At 70.3% G+C, this 15,123-nt stretch carries 15 protein-coding genes; 6 read left to right on the top strand and 9 right to left on the bottom strand.

The features are described 5' to 3' along the window. Positions 1-237: 237 nt before the first annotated feature. From WBA97_RS20700 to WBA97_RS20690, 3 genes are all read left to right on the top strand, one after another. Positions 238-1,626, top strand: a complete 1,389-nt coding sequence (locus tag WBA97_RS20700; RefSeq protein ID WP_424232523.1) for an FAD-binding oxidoreductase — start codon at positions 238-240, stop codon at positions 1,624-1,626. 11 nt (positions 1,627-1,637) lie between these two features. After that, complete coding sequence (locus tag WBA97_RS20695) at positions 1,638-3,191, top strand: acetolactate synthase large subunit (protein WP_424232522.1); 1,554 nt, start codon at positions 1,638-1,640, stop codon at positions 3,189-3,191. Between the two features lie 278 nt (positions 3,192-3,469). Next, positions 3,470-4,345 (top strand): oxygenase MpaB family protein, encoded by an 876-nt coding sequence (locus WBA97_RS20690; RefSeq protein WP_424232521.1) that lies wholly within the window; start codon positions 3,470-3,472, stop codon positions 4,343-4,345. A gap of 15 nt (positions 4,346-4,360) precedes the next feature. Here the strand turns inward: WBA97_RS20690 and WBA97_RS20685 are convergent, their stop codons facing one another. After that, entirely contained in the window at positions 4,361-4,708 is a 348-nt protein-coding gene (locus WBA97_RS20685) for a histone-like nucleoid-structuring protein Lsr2 (protein ID WP_424232520.1), read from the bottom strand. Positions 4,709-4,793: 85 nt separating this feature from the next. On the opposite strand from WBA97_RS20685, the gene WBA97_RS20680 reads away from it, so the two are divergent. Beyond that, complete coding sequence (locus WBA97_RS20680) at positions 4,794-5,807, top strand: pyridoxal-phosphate dependent enzyme (RefSeq protein ID WP_424232519.1); 1,014 nt, start codon at positions 4,794-4,796, stop codon at positions 5,805-5,807. Here the strand turns inward: WBA97_RS20680 and WBA97_RS20675 are convergent. Next, the gene (locus tag WBA97_RS20675) at positions 5,804-7,117 is read right to left on the bottom strand and encodes a hypothetical protein (RefSeq protein ID WP_424232518.1); all 1,314 of its coding nucleotides are present in this window, start codon (positions 7,115-7,117) and stop codon (positions 5,804-5,806) included. The two genes, WBA97_RS20680 and WBA97_RS20675, sit on opposite strands and share 4 nt — an antisense overlap. A 161-nt stretch (positions 7,118-7,278) precedes the next feature. Here WBA97_RS20675 and WBA97_RS20670 point away from each other — a divergent pair, with 161 nt between their 5' ends. Both WBA97_RS20670 and WBA97_RS20665 read left to right on the top strand, forming a co-directional pair. Continuing rightward, positions 7,279-7,770 (top strand): DUF3145 domain-containing protein, encoded by a 492-nt coding sequence (locus WBA97_RS20670; RefSeq protein ID WP_424232517.1) that lies wholly within the window; start codon positions 7,279-7,281, stop codon positions 7,768-7,770. 19 nt (positions 7,771-7,789) lie between these two features. After that, complete coding sequence (locus WBA97_RS20665; protein WP_424232516.1) at positions 7,790-8,377, top strand: hypothetical protein; 588 nt, start codon at positions 7,790-7,792, stop codon at positions 8,375-8,377. 43 nt (positions 8,378-8,420) lie between these two features. Here WBA97_RS20665 and WBA97_RS20660 read toward each other — a convergent pair whose 3' ends face one another. The 7 genes from WBA97_RS20660 to WBA97_RS20630 all read right to left on the bottom strand — a co-directional run. Next, the gene (locus WBA97_RS20660; RefSeq protein ID WP_424232515.1) at positions 8,421-9,326 is read right to left on the bottom strand and encodes a peptidoglycan-binding protein; all 906 of its coding nucleotides are present in this window, start codon (positions 9,324-9,326) and stop codon (positions 8,421-8,423) included. Between the two features lie 200 nt (positions 9,327-9,526). Continuing rightward, entirely contained in the window at positions 9,527-10,774 is a 1,248-nt protein-coding gene (locus WBA97_RS20655; protein ID WP_424232514.1) for a beta-ketoacyl-[acyl-carrier-protein] synthase family protein, read from the bottom strand. Between the two features lie 39 nt (positions 10,775-10,813). Then, the gene (locus WBA97_RS20650; RefSeq protein ID WP_378060865.1) at positions 10,814-11,065 is read right to left on the bottom strand and encodes an acyl carrier protein; all 252 of its coding nucleotides are present in this window, start codon (positions 11,063-11,065) and stop codon (positions 10,814-10,816) included. A 53-nt stretch (positions 11,066-11,118) separates the two neighbouring features. After that, positions 11,119-12,093, bottom strand: a complete 975-nt coding sequence (locus tag WBA97_RS20645; RefSeq protein ID WP_424232513.1) for a beta-ketoacyl-ACP synthase III — start codon at positions 12,091-12,093, stop codon at positions 11,119-11,121. Between the two features lie 8 nt (positions 12,094-12,101). Continuing rightward, entirely contained in the window at positions 12,102-13,031 is a 930-nt protein-coding gene (locus WBA97_RS20640) for an ACP S-malonyltransferase (protein ID WP_424232512.1), read from the bottom strand. 134 nt (positions 13,032-13,165) lie between these two features. Beyond that, positions 13,166-14,332 carry a PucR family transcriptional regulator gene (locus WBA97_RS20635; RefSeq protein ID WP_424232511.1) on the bottom strand — a complete coding sequence of 389 codons (1,167 nt, stop codon included), beginning with the start codon at positions 14,330-14,332 and terminating at the stop codon, positions 13,166-13,168. Between the two features lie 505 nt (positions 14,333-14,837). Beyond that, positions 14,838-15,123: hypothetical protein (locus WBA97_RS20630; protein ID WP_424232510.1), on the bottom strand; the 286-nt coding region annotated here is incomplete at its 5' end.

The following is a 15,123-nucleotide window of genomic DNA, read 5'->3' as shown; positions in this document are numbered from 1 at the left end:
CCCCGTCAAGGTGAAGTGGGTCGTTTGTCCGTGGATCCAGGTGGTCGCTGGCAAGGCGCGGGAAAGCCGCTCGTACCGGGTTGTACTTGGGCTTTCCCGCAACGCCGCCAGCGGCCGCCTGGGCCGTGGAGAAACGTGCCCTCTTCGCCTGGACGGGGCACTAGTATCTGTCCGTGGATCTTCGTGGGTGAGTCTTGGTCTGATCAGCGGTTACCCCAGGGGAACCAACACTTTTGAATGCGGGGAGGCGGACCAGTGGACCTTGCGGCACGGCTCGAGGAGATCGTCGGGTCTGAGCACGTGCTCACCGGTGACGCGATCGGCGACGACTACGCGCATGACGAGACGCTGACCGCGACGGCGACCAAGCCCGCGCACGTCGTGCGGCCAGGCAGCGCCGACGAGGTGGCCGCGGTACTCACGCTCGCGGCCGGGTCGGGCACCCCGGTCACCGCACGCGGCAGCGGCAGCGGCCTGTCGGGCAGCGCGGTCCCGCGCGAGGACGGCATCCTCGTGTCGTTCGAGCGGATGAACAAGATCCTCGAGATCGACACCGTCAACCACGTCGCCGTCGTCCAGCCCGGTGTGACGCTCACCGAGCTGGAGGCCGCGACCGCCGAGGTCGGCATGGTCTACCCGGTGTACCCGGGTGAGCTGTCGGCGAGCCTGGGCGGCAACGTGAACACCAACGCGGGTGGCATGCGCGCGGTCAAGTACGGCGTCACCCGCCACCACGTGCTCGGCCTGCAGGCGGTGTTGCCGACCGGCGAGACCATCCGTACCGGCGGCAAGTTCGTGAAGTCCTCCACCGGCTACGACCTCACCCAGCTGATCGTCGGCTCCGAGGGCACGCTCGCACTGGTCACCGAGGCCACCCTGAAGCTGCAGCCCCGGCAGTCCGAGCAGGCCACGGTCCTCGCGCCGTTCCCCGACCTCGCGTCGGTCGCGACCGCGGTGCCCACGGTCGTCGGCTCCGGTATCGGGCCGCTGATCCTGGAGTACATCGACGCGTTCACCATGGGCGCCATCACCTACACCGCCGACCTCCAGCTAGGGATCCCCGAGGAGGTCAAGGAGAAGTCCCAGGCATACCTGGTGGTGATGCTGGAGAACAACTCCGCCCAGCGCCTGGAGGAGGACGTCGAGGCGGTCGGCACGCTGCTGTCCGGGCTGGGCGCGCTCGACGTGTACTCACTGCCCGGCGGTGCCGCCCGCAAGCTGATCGAGGCGCGCGAGCGCGCGTTCTTCACCGCCAAGGGCGCGGGCGCCGACGACATCATCGACACCGTGCTGCCCCGCGCCGCGCTGCCGGACTTCTTCGCGAAGGTCATGGAGATCGCGCAGGGCAGCCAGACGCTGGTGGTCGGCTGCGGGCACGCCGGTGACGGCAACGTGCACCTCGCCGTGTTCCAGAAGGACGAACAGGTGCGGCACCGGGTGCTGCACGACCTGTTCGCGGCCGGCATGGCGCTGGGTGGTGCGATCTCCGGCGAGCACGGCATCGGGCGGGAGAAGAAGCAGCACTTCCTCGACCTGGAGGACCCGGCCAAGATCGAGCTGATGAAGCGGATCAAGCAGGCCTTCGACCCGAAGGGCATCCTGAACCCCGGCGTGCTCCTCGACTAATTGGAGAACTGATGAACGGCGCCCAGGCGCTCCTGCGGACCCTCGTCGACGGTGGCGTCGACGTCTGCTTCGCGAACCCCGGCACCTCCGAGATGCACTTCGTCGCAGCGCTCGACGCCGTGCCGGAGATGCGGGCGGTGCTGTCGCTGTTCGAGGGCACCGTGACCGGCGCCGCCGACGGGTACGGCCGGATGGCCGACCGGCCCGCCGCGACGCTGCTGCACCTGGGCCCCGGCATGGCGAACGGCCTCGCGAACCTGCACAACGCGCGCCGTGCGCACACCCCGATGGTCAACGTCATCGGTGACCACGCCCGCTACCACAAGGGTTTCGACGCGCCGCTCGAGTCGGACATCGACGCGCTCACCGGCTGGCTGCACGGCTGGGCCCGCACCTCGAAGGCCACCGACGAGGTCGGCGCCGACGCGGCGGCGGCGATCGCCGCCGCCATGCAGCCGCCCGGCCGGCTCGCGAACCTCGTGCTGCCCGCGGACGTGTCGTGGTCGGACGGTGGCGTGGTCGGCGAGCAGGTCGAGCCGGTCGCCGCGCAGCCCGTCGAGGACGACCGGGTCGCGGAGATCGCGAAGATCGTGCGGTCCGGGGAGCCGGTCGTGTTGCTGCTCGGCCACGGGACCACCCGCGAGCGCGGTCTGCTCGCGGCGAGCCGGATCGCCGCCGCGACCGGCGTGAAGCTGTTCGCCGAGACCTTCCCAGCCCGCATCGAGCGCGGCGCGGGGCTGCCGAACGTGGAGCGGCTCGGCTACCTCGCCGAACAGGTTCAGTGGCAGCTGTCGGACACCAGGCACCTGGTGCTGGTCGGGGCGAAGGCGCCGGTGTCGTTCTTCGCGTACCCGGGCAAACCGTCCGAGCTGGTGCCCGACGGATGCCACGTGCACGTGCTGTCGGTACTGGGGGAGGACGGCACCGGTGCGCTGGAGCACCTGGCCGACCAGGTCGCGGCCGACGCGGCGCCGGTGCTGCAGGAGGCGTCGCGGCCCGGCGTGCCATCGGGTGCGCTGACGCCGCAGAACTGGACCGAGGTGATCGGCGCGCTGCTGCCCGATGGCGCGATCGTGTCCGACGAGGCCAACACGTCCGGGCTGATGATCCCCATGACCACCGCCGGCGCGCCCCGCCACGACGTGCTGACGCTGACCGGCGGCGCGATCGGGCAGGGCCTGCCGGTGGCGGTGGGCGCCGCGGTCGCCGCGCCGGACCGGCCGGTCGTGTGCCTGCAGGCGGACGGCAGCGCCATGTACACGGCGTCGGCGCTGTGGACGATGGCCCGCGAGGGCCTCGACGTGACGACCGTCCTGCTCAACAACCGCGCGTACGCGATCCTGCGGATGGAGCTGTCCCGGGTGGGCGCGGAGGCCGCTGGCCCGAAGGCACAGCAGCTGCTGGACCTGTCCGGTCCGGACCTCGACTTCGTGTCGTTGGCCAATGGCATGGGCGTGCCAGCCACCCGGGCCACCACGGCCGAGGAGCTCGCCGACCAGTTCGCGAAGGCCCTGGCCGAGCCGGGGCCGCACCTCATCGAGGCGATGGTGCCGCCACTGCTCTGAGAAATGAACCGCTGTCCTACAAGGGGGTAGGCCGATGCTGGTGCAGAACCTGGCGATCCTGGTGCTGGCGGGATGGCGACCGGTCGGTGCGGCAGACGTCGGCGGCGGACGCGGCGATCCAGCTCGCGAACGTGACGGCACCCAGCTACCAACCGCCTGCGGTCCGTGGCTGCCGCTGGGTCGGGACCAACACTGTGAATTCCGGGGAGGCGGACTAGCCCGGCATCGGATCGGCCGGCGCCATCGCCGTGCGCCGCGGTTCGAGGTTCAATGGGCTCATGTCCGCGAAGCCCAACGACGTCGGCTTGTTCGGCCCGGATTCGGTGAGCTGGCAGCTCCACGCCGAACCGGCCATGTGGCTCGCCGGCATCCGCAGCCTCTACCTGCAGGCGCTGCACCCGCGCGCGGTCGCGGGCATCGTGCAGAACTCCGACTTCCGAGGCGACCCGCTCGGCCGCCTCGTGCGCACCGCGAACTTCGTCGGTGCCACCACCTACTGCCCGCGTGACGAGGTCGAACGGCAGGCGGCCAAGGTGCGTGCGGTGCACCGGTCGCTGCGCGGCACCTACGATGGCGCCACGTTCCGGATCGACGAGCCGGAACTGCTGTTGTGGGTGCACTGCGCTGAGGTGTCGTCGTTCCTGACCGTCGTGCGCCGCGCGGGTTTCCCGCTCACCGCCGCGCACGCCGACCGGTACCTCGACGAACAACGCGCATCGGCCGCGCTCGTCGGGCTCGACCCCGGCGAGGTGCCGGGGTCGGTGACCGCGATGCGGGACTACCTGCGCGCCACGCGGCCGGTACTGCGCCGCACCGAGGACACCGACCTGATCTACGACTTCCTGCACCGGCCGCCGGTCAGCGGCCGGCTCGCGCTGGGCCTGCCCGTGTACGAGTCGCTGGTGGGACACCTGGCGTACTCGCTACTGCCGAGCTGGGCGGTGACCATGTACGGCCGCCGCGCCTACCCGCGTGCGGTGAGCACGGCGATGATGAAGACGCTGTCGGAGACGATGCGTGTCGTGCAGAAGTCGGTGCGGGCGGTGGTCAGCGAGCCACGACTCGGCCCGCTGGTACCGCACCCCGTACTGGCCGCCCGACGACTCGGCGGCTGGGCCTTCCCATCGGCACGAAAGCTGCCCACCGTGGCTTAGAGGGCGCACGCCCTCTTAGTTCAGGTGCGCTTCCTGGAAGCGGATCACCAGCGCCTGCGGCACCCGGCCGCGCTCGGCGACCGTCTCACCCTGGCTGCGGGCCCACTCACGCACCGCCTGGGTGTCCGGCTTGCCGTTGCCATTGCCGTTGATCTTCTGCTGCGCGCCGGTGCTCCGCTGCTTGCGGCCGCCGGTGCGCCGGGCGTGGCCGACGAACTCCGCGATCGTGTCCCGCAACTGCGCGGCGTGCTCGGCGGACAGGTCGATCTCGAACTCGACGCCATCAAGGGCGAAGGTCACGGTCTCGTCGGCCTTCCCACCGTCAAGGTCGTCGACCAGCTCGAGAATCGTTCGCTGCGCCACTAGGTCCTCCGCATCGGATCTGAATCGAACACCGAGAGCTTAGCGCGATGTGGCGGCGAGCCCCGCGCAGCGGCAGACTCGTGGCGTGGATCTTTCGACGTTTCCCCGGGTTCCCCTCGGTTCCTGGCCGACTCCGCTCGACACCTGTCCCCGCCTGAGCGCGGAGCTCGGCGCGACCGTGCTGGTGAAGCGGGACGATGTCGGTGGCATCGGGCTCGGCGGCAACAAGCTGCGCAAACTCGAGTTCACGCTCGCCGCCGCGCTCGCCGAGGGCGCGGGGAAGATCGTCACGTTCGGCGGCGTGCAGACCAACCACGGCAGGCTCACCGCGGCCTCCTGCGCACGGCTCGGCCTGCGCTGCGAACTGGTGCTCACCAGGTCCGTGTCGCGGTCCGGATTCGCCTACGACCGGTCCGGCAACGTCGCGCTCGACGAGCTGTTCGGCGCGACCGTGTACCTGTGCGACACCGACGAGGAGGCCGCCGAGATCGCGGCGGCACTGGCCGACGACCGGACCGTGACGCTGCCGGTCGGCGGGTCCAGCGGCCTCGGGGTACTCGGCTACGTCTCAGCCGCGGCCGAGTTGGCCGCGCAACTGGGGGACCGGCACGTCGACCGGATCTTCTGCGCGCTGGGCAGCGGTGGCACCGTCGCGGGTCTCGCGCTCGGTACGGAAACGCCGATCACCGCAGTCACCGTGTCACGTGAGGCCGACGCGGCGATGGCGGTGGTCGAGCAGGTCGCGGGGCTCGCCGCCGATGTGCTGAAGATCGACGAGCCGAAGCTCGACCACGTGACCCCCGACGACAGCGCCCTTGGCGAGGGCTACGGCGTGCCGACCGACGAGGTGTGGGCCGCGCTGCGGCTGTTCGCCCGCACGGAGGGCATCGTGCTCGACCCCGTGTACACCGGCAAGGCGGCCGCCGCGCTGGTCGCAGGCGTCCGTCCCGGTGAGACGGTCGTGTTCACCCACACCGGTGGCACGCCCGGCCTGTTCGGGTACGCGCCAGACCTGGCCGCCGAAGCTAGGATCGGCGCCTTGCCAGCAGAAACCTGGATCCACCGACTCACGCACCGCATTCCCGGTTCGGGACCCTAGGCGCTGACCTGGATCTCCAGCGCGCTGTTGGCGATCTTCGTCAGGTCCTTGTCGTCCGTTGTTGACGGCTCGCCGATCCACACGACCTGCACGAGCTTGAGGCTGTTGCCCTCCCGGCCGCTCGCGAACGCCGCCGACTCGAAGAACGGCGCGGTCTTGCCCGGCCACGGCTCACCCTCGGTCGACGCGTCGACGATCGCGCCGCTGCCCGGCTGGTCGGCGACCGTGTTCAGCTCGCCTGCGAGCGCCGTCTCCGGGAACCGCAGCACGGAGACGAGCACCGCGGCCCGTTTGTCGTCCGATGTGGACTCGTAACGTGCTCGGACCAGTTCCGAGCAGCGGTTGCGCTCCAGCCATACCTGAACGTCGCCGTAGGCGTGCGCCGCGCAGTCGGTGTCGGTGACGGTGCCCTTCGGCTCGAACGTGACGCCGTCGACGATCACCCCGCTCGTGGCGGTGCGCGTCGAGGCCGCGTCCCGCGTCTTCTCGTCCGACGAGTTGGACGACGCCACCGCGTACACGATGCCGGTGAGCAGCAGCAACGCCACCAGCACGGCGGCGCTTGCCGGCAGCCACCGGGTCGGCGAGGTCTTCTGCTTCTGCTTCGGTTTCTGCCCCGCCGAGTGCTGCCGCGGGGTCTGCACGCGGGGGATCAGCGTCGTGCTGGCGGCGGACAGCTCCGGGAACGCGGCGCTGGCGAAGCCCTCGCCGGACAGATCCACGCCCTCCAGGTCCGGCGCGAGCGCAGCGATGATCGCGCGTGCCTGCGTGATCGTGCAGGGCCGCTGGTGGACCGCCAGTTCGCGGGCCGCGTTCAGCAGGGTCTTCGGCTCGGGGTGCAGGATCCGCACGCCACGCAGCAGGTCGGAGGTCGGCTGGTGGACCTGCGACACGTACGGCCCGACCGCCACCACCATGCCCACCGGCAGCGGCTCGACCTTCGCCTCTTCCAGGGTGCGGCTGACCATGCCGACCACGGACACCACGTCGGCGGCCGGGTTGACCGCGCCATCCTGCCGGGTGAGCGGCCAGCCGTCGGTCTTCCACTGCCCCGACAGCGGCGCGTCGAGCCGCACCGCCGGGTCCGGCAGGTCGATCCCCACGACGACCAGCACTCCGCGCGGCAGCACCACAACGGCGTCGACCGGCCGGTCGACGCCCTTCGGATGCAGTCCGACCAGGGCGACCCCGCCTACGATCGAGTCGCCGCGACCCCACGACGTGAGCGCGGCACGCACGTCGGCGCCGACGGTCGACGCCTCGTCACCGATCCGCACCACCCGCACCGCGCACCCCCTCACAGAACGCATAATGGACCCACCGGCCCGACCGCACCACGTTAGCCAAGACCCGATAGTGTGGCGTAACTGCCCGTGGTCAAGGCACAATGGACCAGCGCGTGTCACTGAAGATCATGTTGTCGCGAGGACGTAGGGGAAGACGAATCCTCGTCGAGCAGCGGAGGTCAGCAGTGAGCACTCGTGGCGTTGTGTACGTCCACTCGTCGCCGTCTGCGGTATGTCCGCACGTCGAGTGGGCCATTTCGGGCACCCTTGGTGTGCGCGCGAACCTCCAGTGGACCGCGCAGCCCGAAGCGGCCGGCCAGCTCCGCGCTGAGTGCGGGTGGACCGGCGATCCCGGCACGGGCGCGAAACTCGTCGCTGCCCTCAAGGCCTGGCCCATGCTGCGATTCGAGGTCACCGAGGAGCCGAGCCCCGGCGTCGACGGTGAACGCTTCTGCTTTGCCCCCACCCTCGGCCTGTGGCGCGCCCGCACCAGCGCCAACGGCGACATCGTCGTGGGCGAGGACCAGCTCAGAACCATCGCGGGCGTGGCCCGCGCGGGTGAGGCGTTCGTTCACCGCGTCGACGAGCTGCTCGGCGCGTCGTGGGACGCCGCGCTGGAGCCGTTCCGGCGAGCAGGCGATGGCGCACCGGTGACCTGGCTGCACCGGGTCGGATGAGCGTGGCAGTCTTTCCGTCGTGTCCACGGGGTCCCCACGGCAGCTGTGGCTGCTGCCGGTGCTGCTGATCACGGTGATCGCGACCGCGCTCGGCGGTCTGCTGGCGCGTGACCTGTACTCGGAACCACCCGCCGCCCCACCCCCGACGGTCGTCGCGACCTCCGAGACCGAACGGCCGCCGAGCGAACAGCCGGGTCCGGCCACGGTGAAGGGCACCGCCGACGCCGTCGCGCACCCCCTGTACCGGACGCTGCGACCGTTGCTCCTGACCTATTTCGAGGCGATCAACGCGCAGGACTACGAACGGTGGACGTCGGTGGTGACGGACGAGCGGCAGACCAACCAGCCGAAGCGGACGTGGCTGGACCAGTACCGCACCACCAAGGACGGCAACATCGTCATGCACCGGATCGAGGCGCGTGGGGACGGGACCGCCAGGGTGCTGCTGACGTTCACGAGCACCCAGGACGTGGCGGACGCTCCCAGCGAGCTGCCTCACTCCTGTATCCACTGGAACGTGGTGTGGGCGTTCGCCGTCGAGGCCGGTGAGTGGAAGCTGGCCGCCGGTCCCGCTTCCGGCTTTCCTCAGCACGAGCCGTGCGGGTGAGCACCCTCGCCCCCGGTCGCCGACCGGGGGCGAGGGCGTCCGGTCAGCCGGTGCAGCCCGTCGTCGGGAGGCTCGACAGGCTCGGCGGCTGCACGCCGTCGTAGATCGCCAGCAGGAACTGCTGCGGGCAGCGGGCGACGCCGTCCGAGGTCCGGATCTCGACGTGCAGGTGCGGTGCGCCGGAGTTGCCGGTGTTCCCGGTCGTGCCGACCTGGGTGCCCGCGCTCACCGACGCGCCGTCGGCCACCGAGCGGGCCGAGAGGTGGCAGTAGACGAACCGGGAGCCGTCGGGCCGCAGCAGGCGCAGACCGGTCCCGCAGGACGAGCTGTCGTAGTGGTCGGCGACGGTGGCGGTGACCGCGTAGGCGGGCACGTAGGACACCATCAGGTCGACCGCGGGGGTGCTGTTCCAGTGCGAAGCCGCGTAGTCGGAGCGGCCGGCCGCCGAGCGGGACAGCGGCAGCGCGTAGCCACCCGGGTTCCCGCCCCCGCCGCCGCCGACCAGGGTCTGCCAGGTCTGCGGGCCGACCTGGCCGTCCGCCGCGAGCCCGTTCGAGCCCTGGAAGTCGCGCACCGCGCGGTCGGTGCCCGCGCCGAACTGCCCGTCCACGGCGAGGCCCGCGCCGTACCGGTTGAGCTGGGTCTGTGCCGCGCGCACCGCGTCGCCGGTGCTGCCCTGGCTGACCGTGACGATCAGCGCGGGCCAGGTCTGTGAGCCGACCGACCCGTCCGCGGTGAGGCCGTGCGCGCTCTGGAACGCCACCACCGCGGACTTGGTGGCCGGTCCGAACGCGCCGTCCGCGGTGACGCTCTGGCTGTGGTGGCGGAGCAGGTACTGCACCGTCGTCACGTTGGGGCCGCTGGCGCCCTGCGCCACGTTCGGCCATGCGGGGAGTGCGCTCGCCTGCGGGGCGAGCAGGAGCGTGGCGGCCAGGACGGCCACCACCATCGATAAGAACCGGGACAATCGCATCAGCACGGCCTTTCGAGCAGGGGGGACGGAAAGGTCGGAAAAACACTAACCAGTCGACCTACTCGGCTGTACCGGCAAAGGCAGGTAATTCGGGGCTTCTGTGAGGTGGCTCCTGAACGTCCTGAAGGGCCCTTCAGGACGTCGAGCGTTCCGAAGGGCCCCTTCAGGGCACGTCCTCAGGCTGCCGTGAAGACCAGTGCGACGTTGTGGCCGCCGAAGCCGAACGAGTCGTTCATCGCGGCGGCCAGGTCCAGTTTGCGTGCCTCGCCCGCGACCACGTCCAGCTCGACCTTCGGGTCCAGGTTCTCCAGGTTCCTGGTGGCCGGGATGATCCCGTGGTAGATCGACAGCAGCGTCACGATGCTCTCGACCGCGCCAGCGCCGCCCACCAGGTGGCCGATCGAGCCCTTCGGGGCGGTGAGCACCGCGTGGTCGCCGATCGCCTTCTTGATGGCGACCGCCTCGCCGATGTCGCCGACCACCGTCGACGTCGCGTGTGCGTTGACGTGGCCGATGTCGGCCGGCGTGAGGCCCGCCTGCCGGATCGCCTGCGTCATCGCGTTGATCTGGCCGATGCCTTCCGGATGGTTGCCCGTGATGTGGTACGCGTCGGACGTGATGCCGGTGCCCGCCAGCTTGCCGTACACCCGCGCTCCTCTGGCGCGTGCGTGCTCCGCCGACTCCAGCACCAGCACGCCGGAGCCCTCGCCGAGGATGAACCCGTCGCGGTCGAGGTCGAACGGGCGGGAGGCCCGCTCCGGCTCGTCGTTGCGCAGCGAGAGGGTGCGGGACTGCGCGAAGCCGGCCACCGTGATCGGGTGGATGCACGCCTCCGCGCCGCCCGCGACCACCACGTCCGCGCGCCCGGACTGGATCATCTGGTACGCCTGGGCCAGGCCCTCGGCACCCGATGCGCAGGCCGACGCCGGGGCGTGCACCCCGGCCCGTGCCCGCAACTCGATGCTGACCAGTGCCGCGGGCCCGTTGGGCATGAGCATCGGCACCGTCAGCGGTGAGACCTTGCGCAGGCCGTGCTGCTCGAGCAGGTCGTCCTGGTCGAGCAGCGTGACCGGACCACCAACGCCCGTGCCGATCGCGACACCGAGGCGGTCGGGGTCGACCGGCTCGTGCTCGTCGGACGGCAGTTCGTAACCGGCGTCGGCCCATGCCTGACGGGCCGCGATCACCGCGATCTGCTCGCAGCGGTCCATCCTGCGCAGTTGCACCCTTGGCAGGACCTCGGACGGCTCGACGGCCAGCGGGGCCATGAGCCGGGACGGCAGCTTGTACTTCTCCGCCCACTCCGTGTCGTTGGTCTTGATTCCGTTGCGACCGGCGATCAGCCCGTCCCATGTGGACGTGACGTCACCGCCGAGCGGAGTGGTCGCTCCGATGCCGGTGACGACTACCTCGACCGTGCTCATGGCGTCTCCGTGATCCTTGTCAGGGTGCGTGGTACAGCGTCAGGCGTTCTTGGAGACGTACGCCACCGCGTCGCCGACGGTCTTCAGGTTCGCGAGCTCCGCGTCCGGGATCTTGACCTCGAAACGGTCCTCGGCCTGCACGGCGATCTCCACCATCGACAGCGAGTCGATGTCCAGGTCGTCCACGAAGGACTTCTCGGCGGTGACCTCGTCGGCCTCCACGCCGGCGACCTCTTCGACGATCTCTGCGAGGCCGGCCAGGATCTCCTCGTCGGTGGGCTTCTCTGCCATGCTTCTTCTCTCCTTTGTTGACCCGGACCGGACGGCCCGGAAGTTCGGTCAGGCTACGGGCAGACGACGACCTGTCCAGCGTAGGAAAGGCCTGCGCCGAACCCGATCAGCAGTGCCACGTCACCGGAGTGGATCCGGCCCGCGGCCCGCATGTGGTCCATCGCCATCGGGATGGAGGCGGAGGAGGTGTTGCCGGAGGTCACGATGTCGTCGGCGACGACCATGTCCTCCCGCGCGCCTTCCTTGCGCAGCTTCTTCGCGATCGCCTCGACGATCCGCAGGTTGGCCTGGTGGGGGATCAGGACGTCCACGTCCTTGGGCGCCAGCCCGGCCAGCTTGAGCGCCTGCATCGCGATCGGCGCGATCTTCGTGGTGGCCCAGCGGAACACCGACTGGCCCTCCTGGAAGATGAACTGCCGCTCGGTCATGCCGATCATGTCGACGAGGTCGCCCGCGGTGCCCCATGCCACCGGCCCGATGCACGGCTCGTCCGCCGGACCGATGACCGCGGCGCCCGCGCCGTCGGCGAAGATGATCGCGGTGGACCGGTCGACCGGGTCGACCAGGTCGGTCAGCTTCTCCGAGCCGATCACCAGGGTGCGGCGCGACGAGCCGGACCGGACCAGGTCGGATCCGACGCCGAGCGCGTAGCAGAAGCCCGCGCACGCGGCGTTGAGGTCGAACCCGCCAGCCGCCTTGATGCCGATGAGCTCGGCGACCTGTGCGGCGGCGTTGGGGATCGGCGCGGTGGCGGTGCAGCTCGCGACGATCACCGTGTCGAGGTCGGACGGCGAGAGCCCGGCCGCGGCGATGGCCTTGGACCCCGCCTCGACGGCCATGCTGACGACGGTGTCCTTCTCGTCGGCGAAGCGCCGCTCGGCGATGCCGACGCGCTCGCGGATCCACGCGTCGTTGGTGTCCATGATCTTCGACAGGTCGTCGTTGGTGACGACGCGTTCCGGCTGGGCGCTGCCGATGCCGAGGATGCGGGTGCCGGGAACGCCAGAGGCGATCCGCAGTGCGGTCATGGTGGAGGTCACTCCTCGTCGGCGGTGGTGAGGGCGGCGGCCACCTTCGCCAGGTCGTCCGGGGTCTTGAGCGCGGCGGTGGTGGTACCGGTGAGCTCGCGCTTGGCGAGCCCGGTCAGCGCTCCGGCGGGTGGCAGCTCGGCGGTGGCGTGCACCCCCAGCTCGTTCATCGTTGCCATGCACAGGTCCCAGCGGACCGGAAGCGTGACCTGATTCACGAGCCGTTCGAGCACTTCGGCGCCGCCTGTGACGCGTGCGCCGTCCGCATTGGACAGCAGCGTGTGCGCGGGGTCGCTTACCGTGACTTCCTTGGCCTTGGCACGGAGTGCGTCCTGCGCGGCCGCCATGTAGCTCGTGTGGAAGGCGCCTGCCACCTTGAGCCTGATGACCTTCCTGACGAAGTCGGGCTTCTCGGCGACGATCGCGTCGATCGCCTCGATGGGCCCCGCGGCGACGATCTGCCCCGCCCCGTTCATGTTGGCGGCGGTGAGGTCGTGCTCGGCCAGCCAGGCGACGACGTCGTCCGGCGCCCCACCCATGACCGCGGCCATCCCGGTCGGTGCGAGGTCGCACGCGGCCGCCATCTCCCGGCCGCGCACGGCGGCGAGCGCGACGGCGTCGTCGGGGGTGAGCGCCCCCGCCGCGGCGGCGGCGGCCAGCTCACCGACGGAGTGACCGGCGATCACGAGGTCGTCGGGCAGCGGGTACCGGTCGGCGAGCACCTCGAAGGCGAGCAGCGAGGCGGCCACGACGAGCGGCTGCGTGACGGCCGTGTCCTTGATGGCCTCGGCGTCCGCGACGGTGCCGAGCTCGACCAGATCCAGCCCGGCGAGCTCCGACCACGCGGTGAGCCGCTCACGCGTACCCTCCACCTCGAGCCAGGGGGAGAGCATGCCGGGTGTCTGTGACCCCTGACCGGGGGCGAGTAGCACGAGCACTACTCAAGGGAACACGCTGAACCCGGCATGACGGCATGCCGACACTGACCAAGTCGCAGCGGCCGCTTTGTATGAACCCTACAAAGGTAACCGCCGGATGAACGGTAAAGAGGGTTTTCCGTAGTAGGTCGTCCCTACCACAGACCTCGGGATCTCGACAGTCTGCCGACGGCAAGTGCGATGCGAAGCACGAGCGCGTCCCTGGGCAGGTTCGCGTTGTGTCCCGTGATGTCCGCCGCCTTCCGCAGCCGGTACCGGACGGTGTTCGGGTGGACGAACAGCAACCGGGCGCAGGTCTCCAGGACACCGCCGACCTCGAGGTAGGTCTCGACGGTCTCGAGCAGGGCCCCGCCCGCCACCTCGAGCGGTCGTGCGATCTGATCGATCAGCTGCCACTCGGCCTCCGGGTCCCCGGCGAGCGCCCGCTCGGGCAGCAGGTCCGTGGACCGGACGGGCCGCGGCGCGGACGGCCACGCGACGACCGCCCGCAACCCGGACAGCGCGTCGACGGACGACCGGTGGGCGTCCGCGATGTTGGCCACGGTGGGCCCGGCGACCACGGGCCCGTCCCCGAACGAGGACGTCATCTTGTCGAGCACGTGCGGATGGTCGGTGTCCCCGGCCAGCACGACGACGAGCCGGGACCCCTGCACCCCGAGCAGGACCGGCCGGTTGGCCCTGGCGGCCCGGCTGCGAACCTCGTACACCACGGTGGGCGGATCATCGGAAGGCGAGTTGCCCACCAGCACGGTGGCGGGCTCGTCGAGATCCCACCCGAGTGCCGCGGCCCGGGAAAGCAACGACTCCTCGGCGTCCCCCCGGACGATGGCGTCGACGACGGATGCCTCGAGCCGGGCGTCCCAGGCGCCCCGGGTCTCGGCGGCGGAGGCGTAGGACATGGCGGAGGTGAACGCGACCTCCCGCCCGTACCGCAGCACGGCCTCGGTGAGCACGAGGCGCTCATCGTTGTCGGCGGCCAGGTCGGGCACTTCCCGCTCGATCACGTGAACGGCGACTCGGACCAGTTCGACGGTCTGCCGTAGCGAGATCCACCGGGAGAGGTCGCGGGGAGCCTGCCGGAACGCGTCGGCGGTGAGGCGGATGGCGTCGCCCTGGTCACGCAGGTAGGCGACGAAACCCGCGGCTCCGGTCTGGGCGATGAGTTGAACGGAGGCCCGCTGGTCGGCAGGCATTCGTCCGAACCAGGCGAACTGCTCGTCCATGGACGTGAGCACAGCGGAGGCGAGCTTCCCGGAAGCACGGTCAAGCGCCGCAAGCGTCTCCTGCGACACCTTCACCATGCCTTGAGCCTAGCGAGGCTTCGCAGGGACGCTCTTCGTCAGACAGGCTTTGCCTCCGGCACTCTGCACTGTTTTGCCTTGGGGGCTTCTCGCTGGTTTGCCTCCGTGACTCTTCGCTGTTTTGCCTCCGGGGCTTGTCGCTGGTTTGTCTTCAGGGCTTCTCGCCGGACGGGTTTGCCTCCGGCGGCTCCTCGCCGGAGGGGCAGGTCTCCGGGATGGCCTACGGGTTGGCATCTTCGGTTCTTTGGCAAGGTTTGGTCTGCCTGCCATCCCATCAACCTCCCTCCGGGCTATCACACCGCGTCAAGGGGGCCAGGCTTGGCATTGCTGTGTTTCTTGCATTTGGCCCCCTTGCCACGGCGTGATCGGGCGCTGCCAGGTCGACGGAATGGCAGGCAGACGGGGTGTGGTGCGGGCTGTGCGTCCCAGCCGGAGCAGACCGACGGCATCGAGATCGTCGACGAGCAGACCAACGACGTGACCGCGCCGAACGTGGACAACGAGGTCACGAGCGGGGCGTTCCCGTGCTGGTCGAGGTGGCCCGGGGCCGGTTTCGCAGATGCGCCCCCCCACTGACCAGCAGAAACGACGTAGCCGCACTCCCGAAGGGACTCCGAAGGAGCCCGAAGCCAAAGCCGAAGCCAAAGCCAAAGCCAAAGCCAAAGCCGAAGCCAAAGCCAAAGCCAAAGCCGAAGCCAAAGCCGAAGCCAAAGCCGAAGCCAAAGCCGAAGCCAAAGCCGAAGCCAAAGCCGAAGCCAAAGCCGAAGCCAAAGCCGAAGCCAAAGCCGAAG

The organism is Actinophytocola sp. (assembly GCF_049647105.1).
In the GTDB taxonomy this organism is placed as follows: domain Bacteria; phylum Actinomycetota; class Actinomycetes; order Mycobacteriales; family Pseudonocardiaceae; genus Actinophytocola.
Note: the sequence above shows the minus strand (reverse complement) of the source record. Positions and strands in the feature narration are given on the sequence as shown.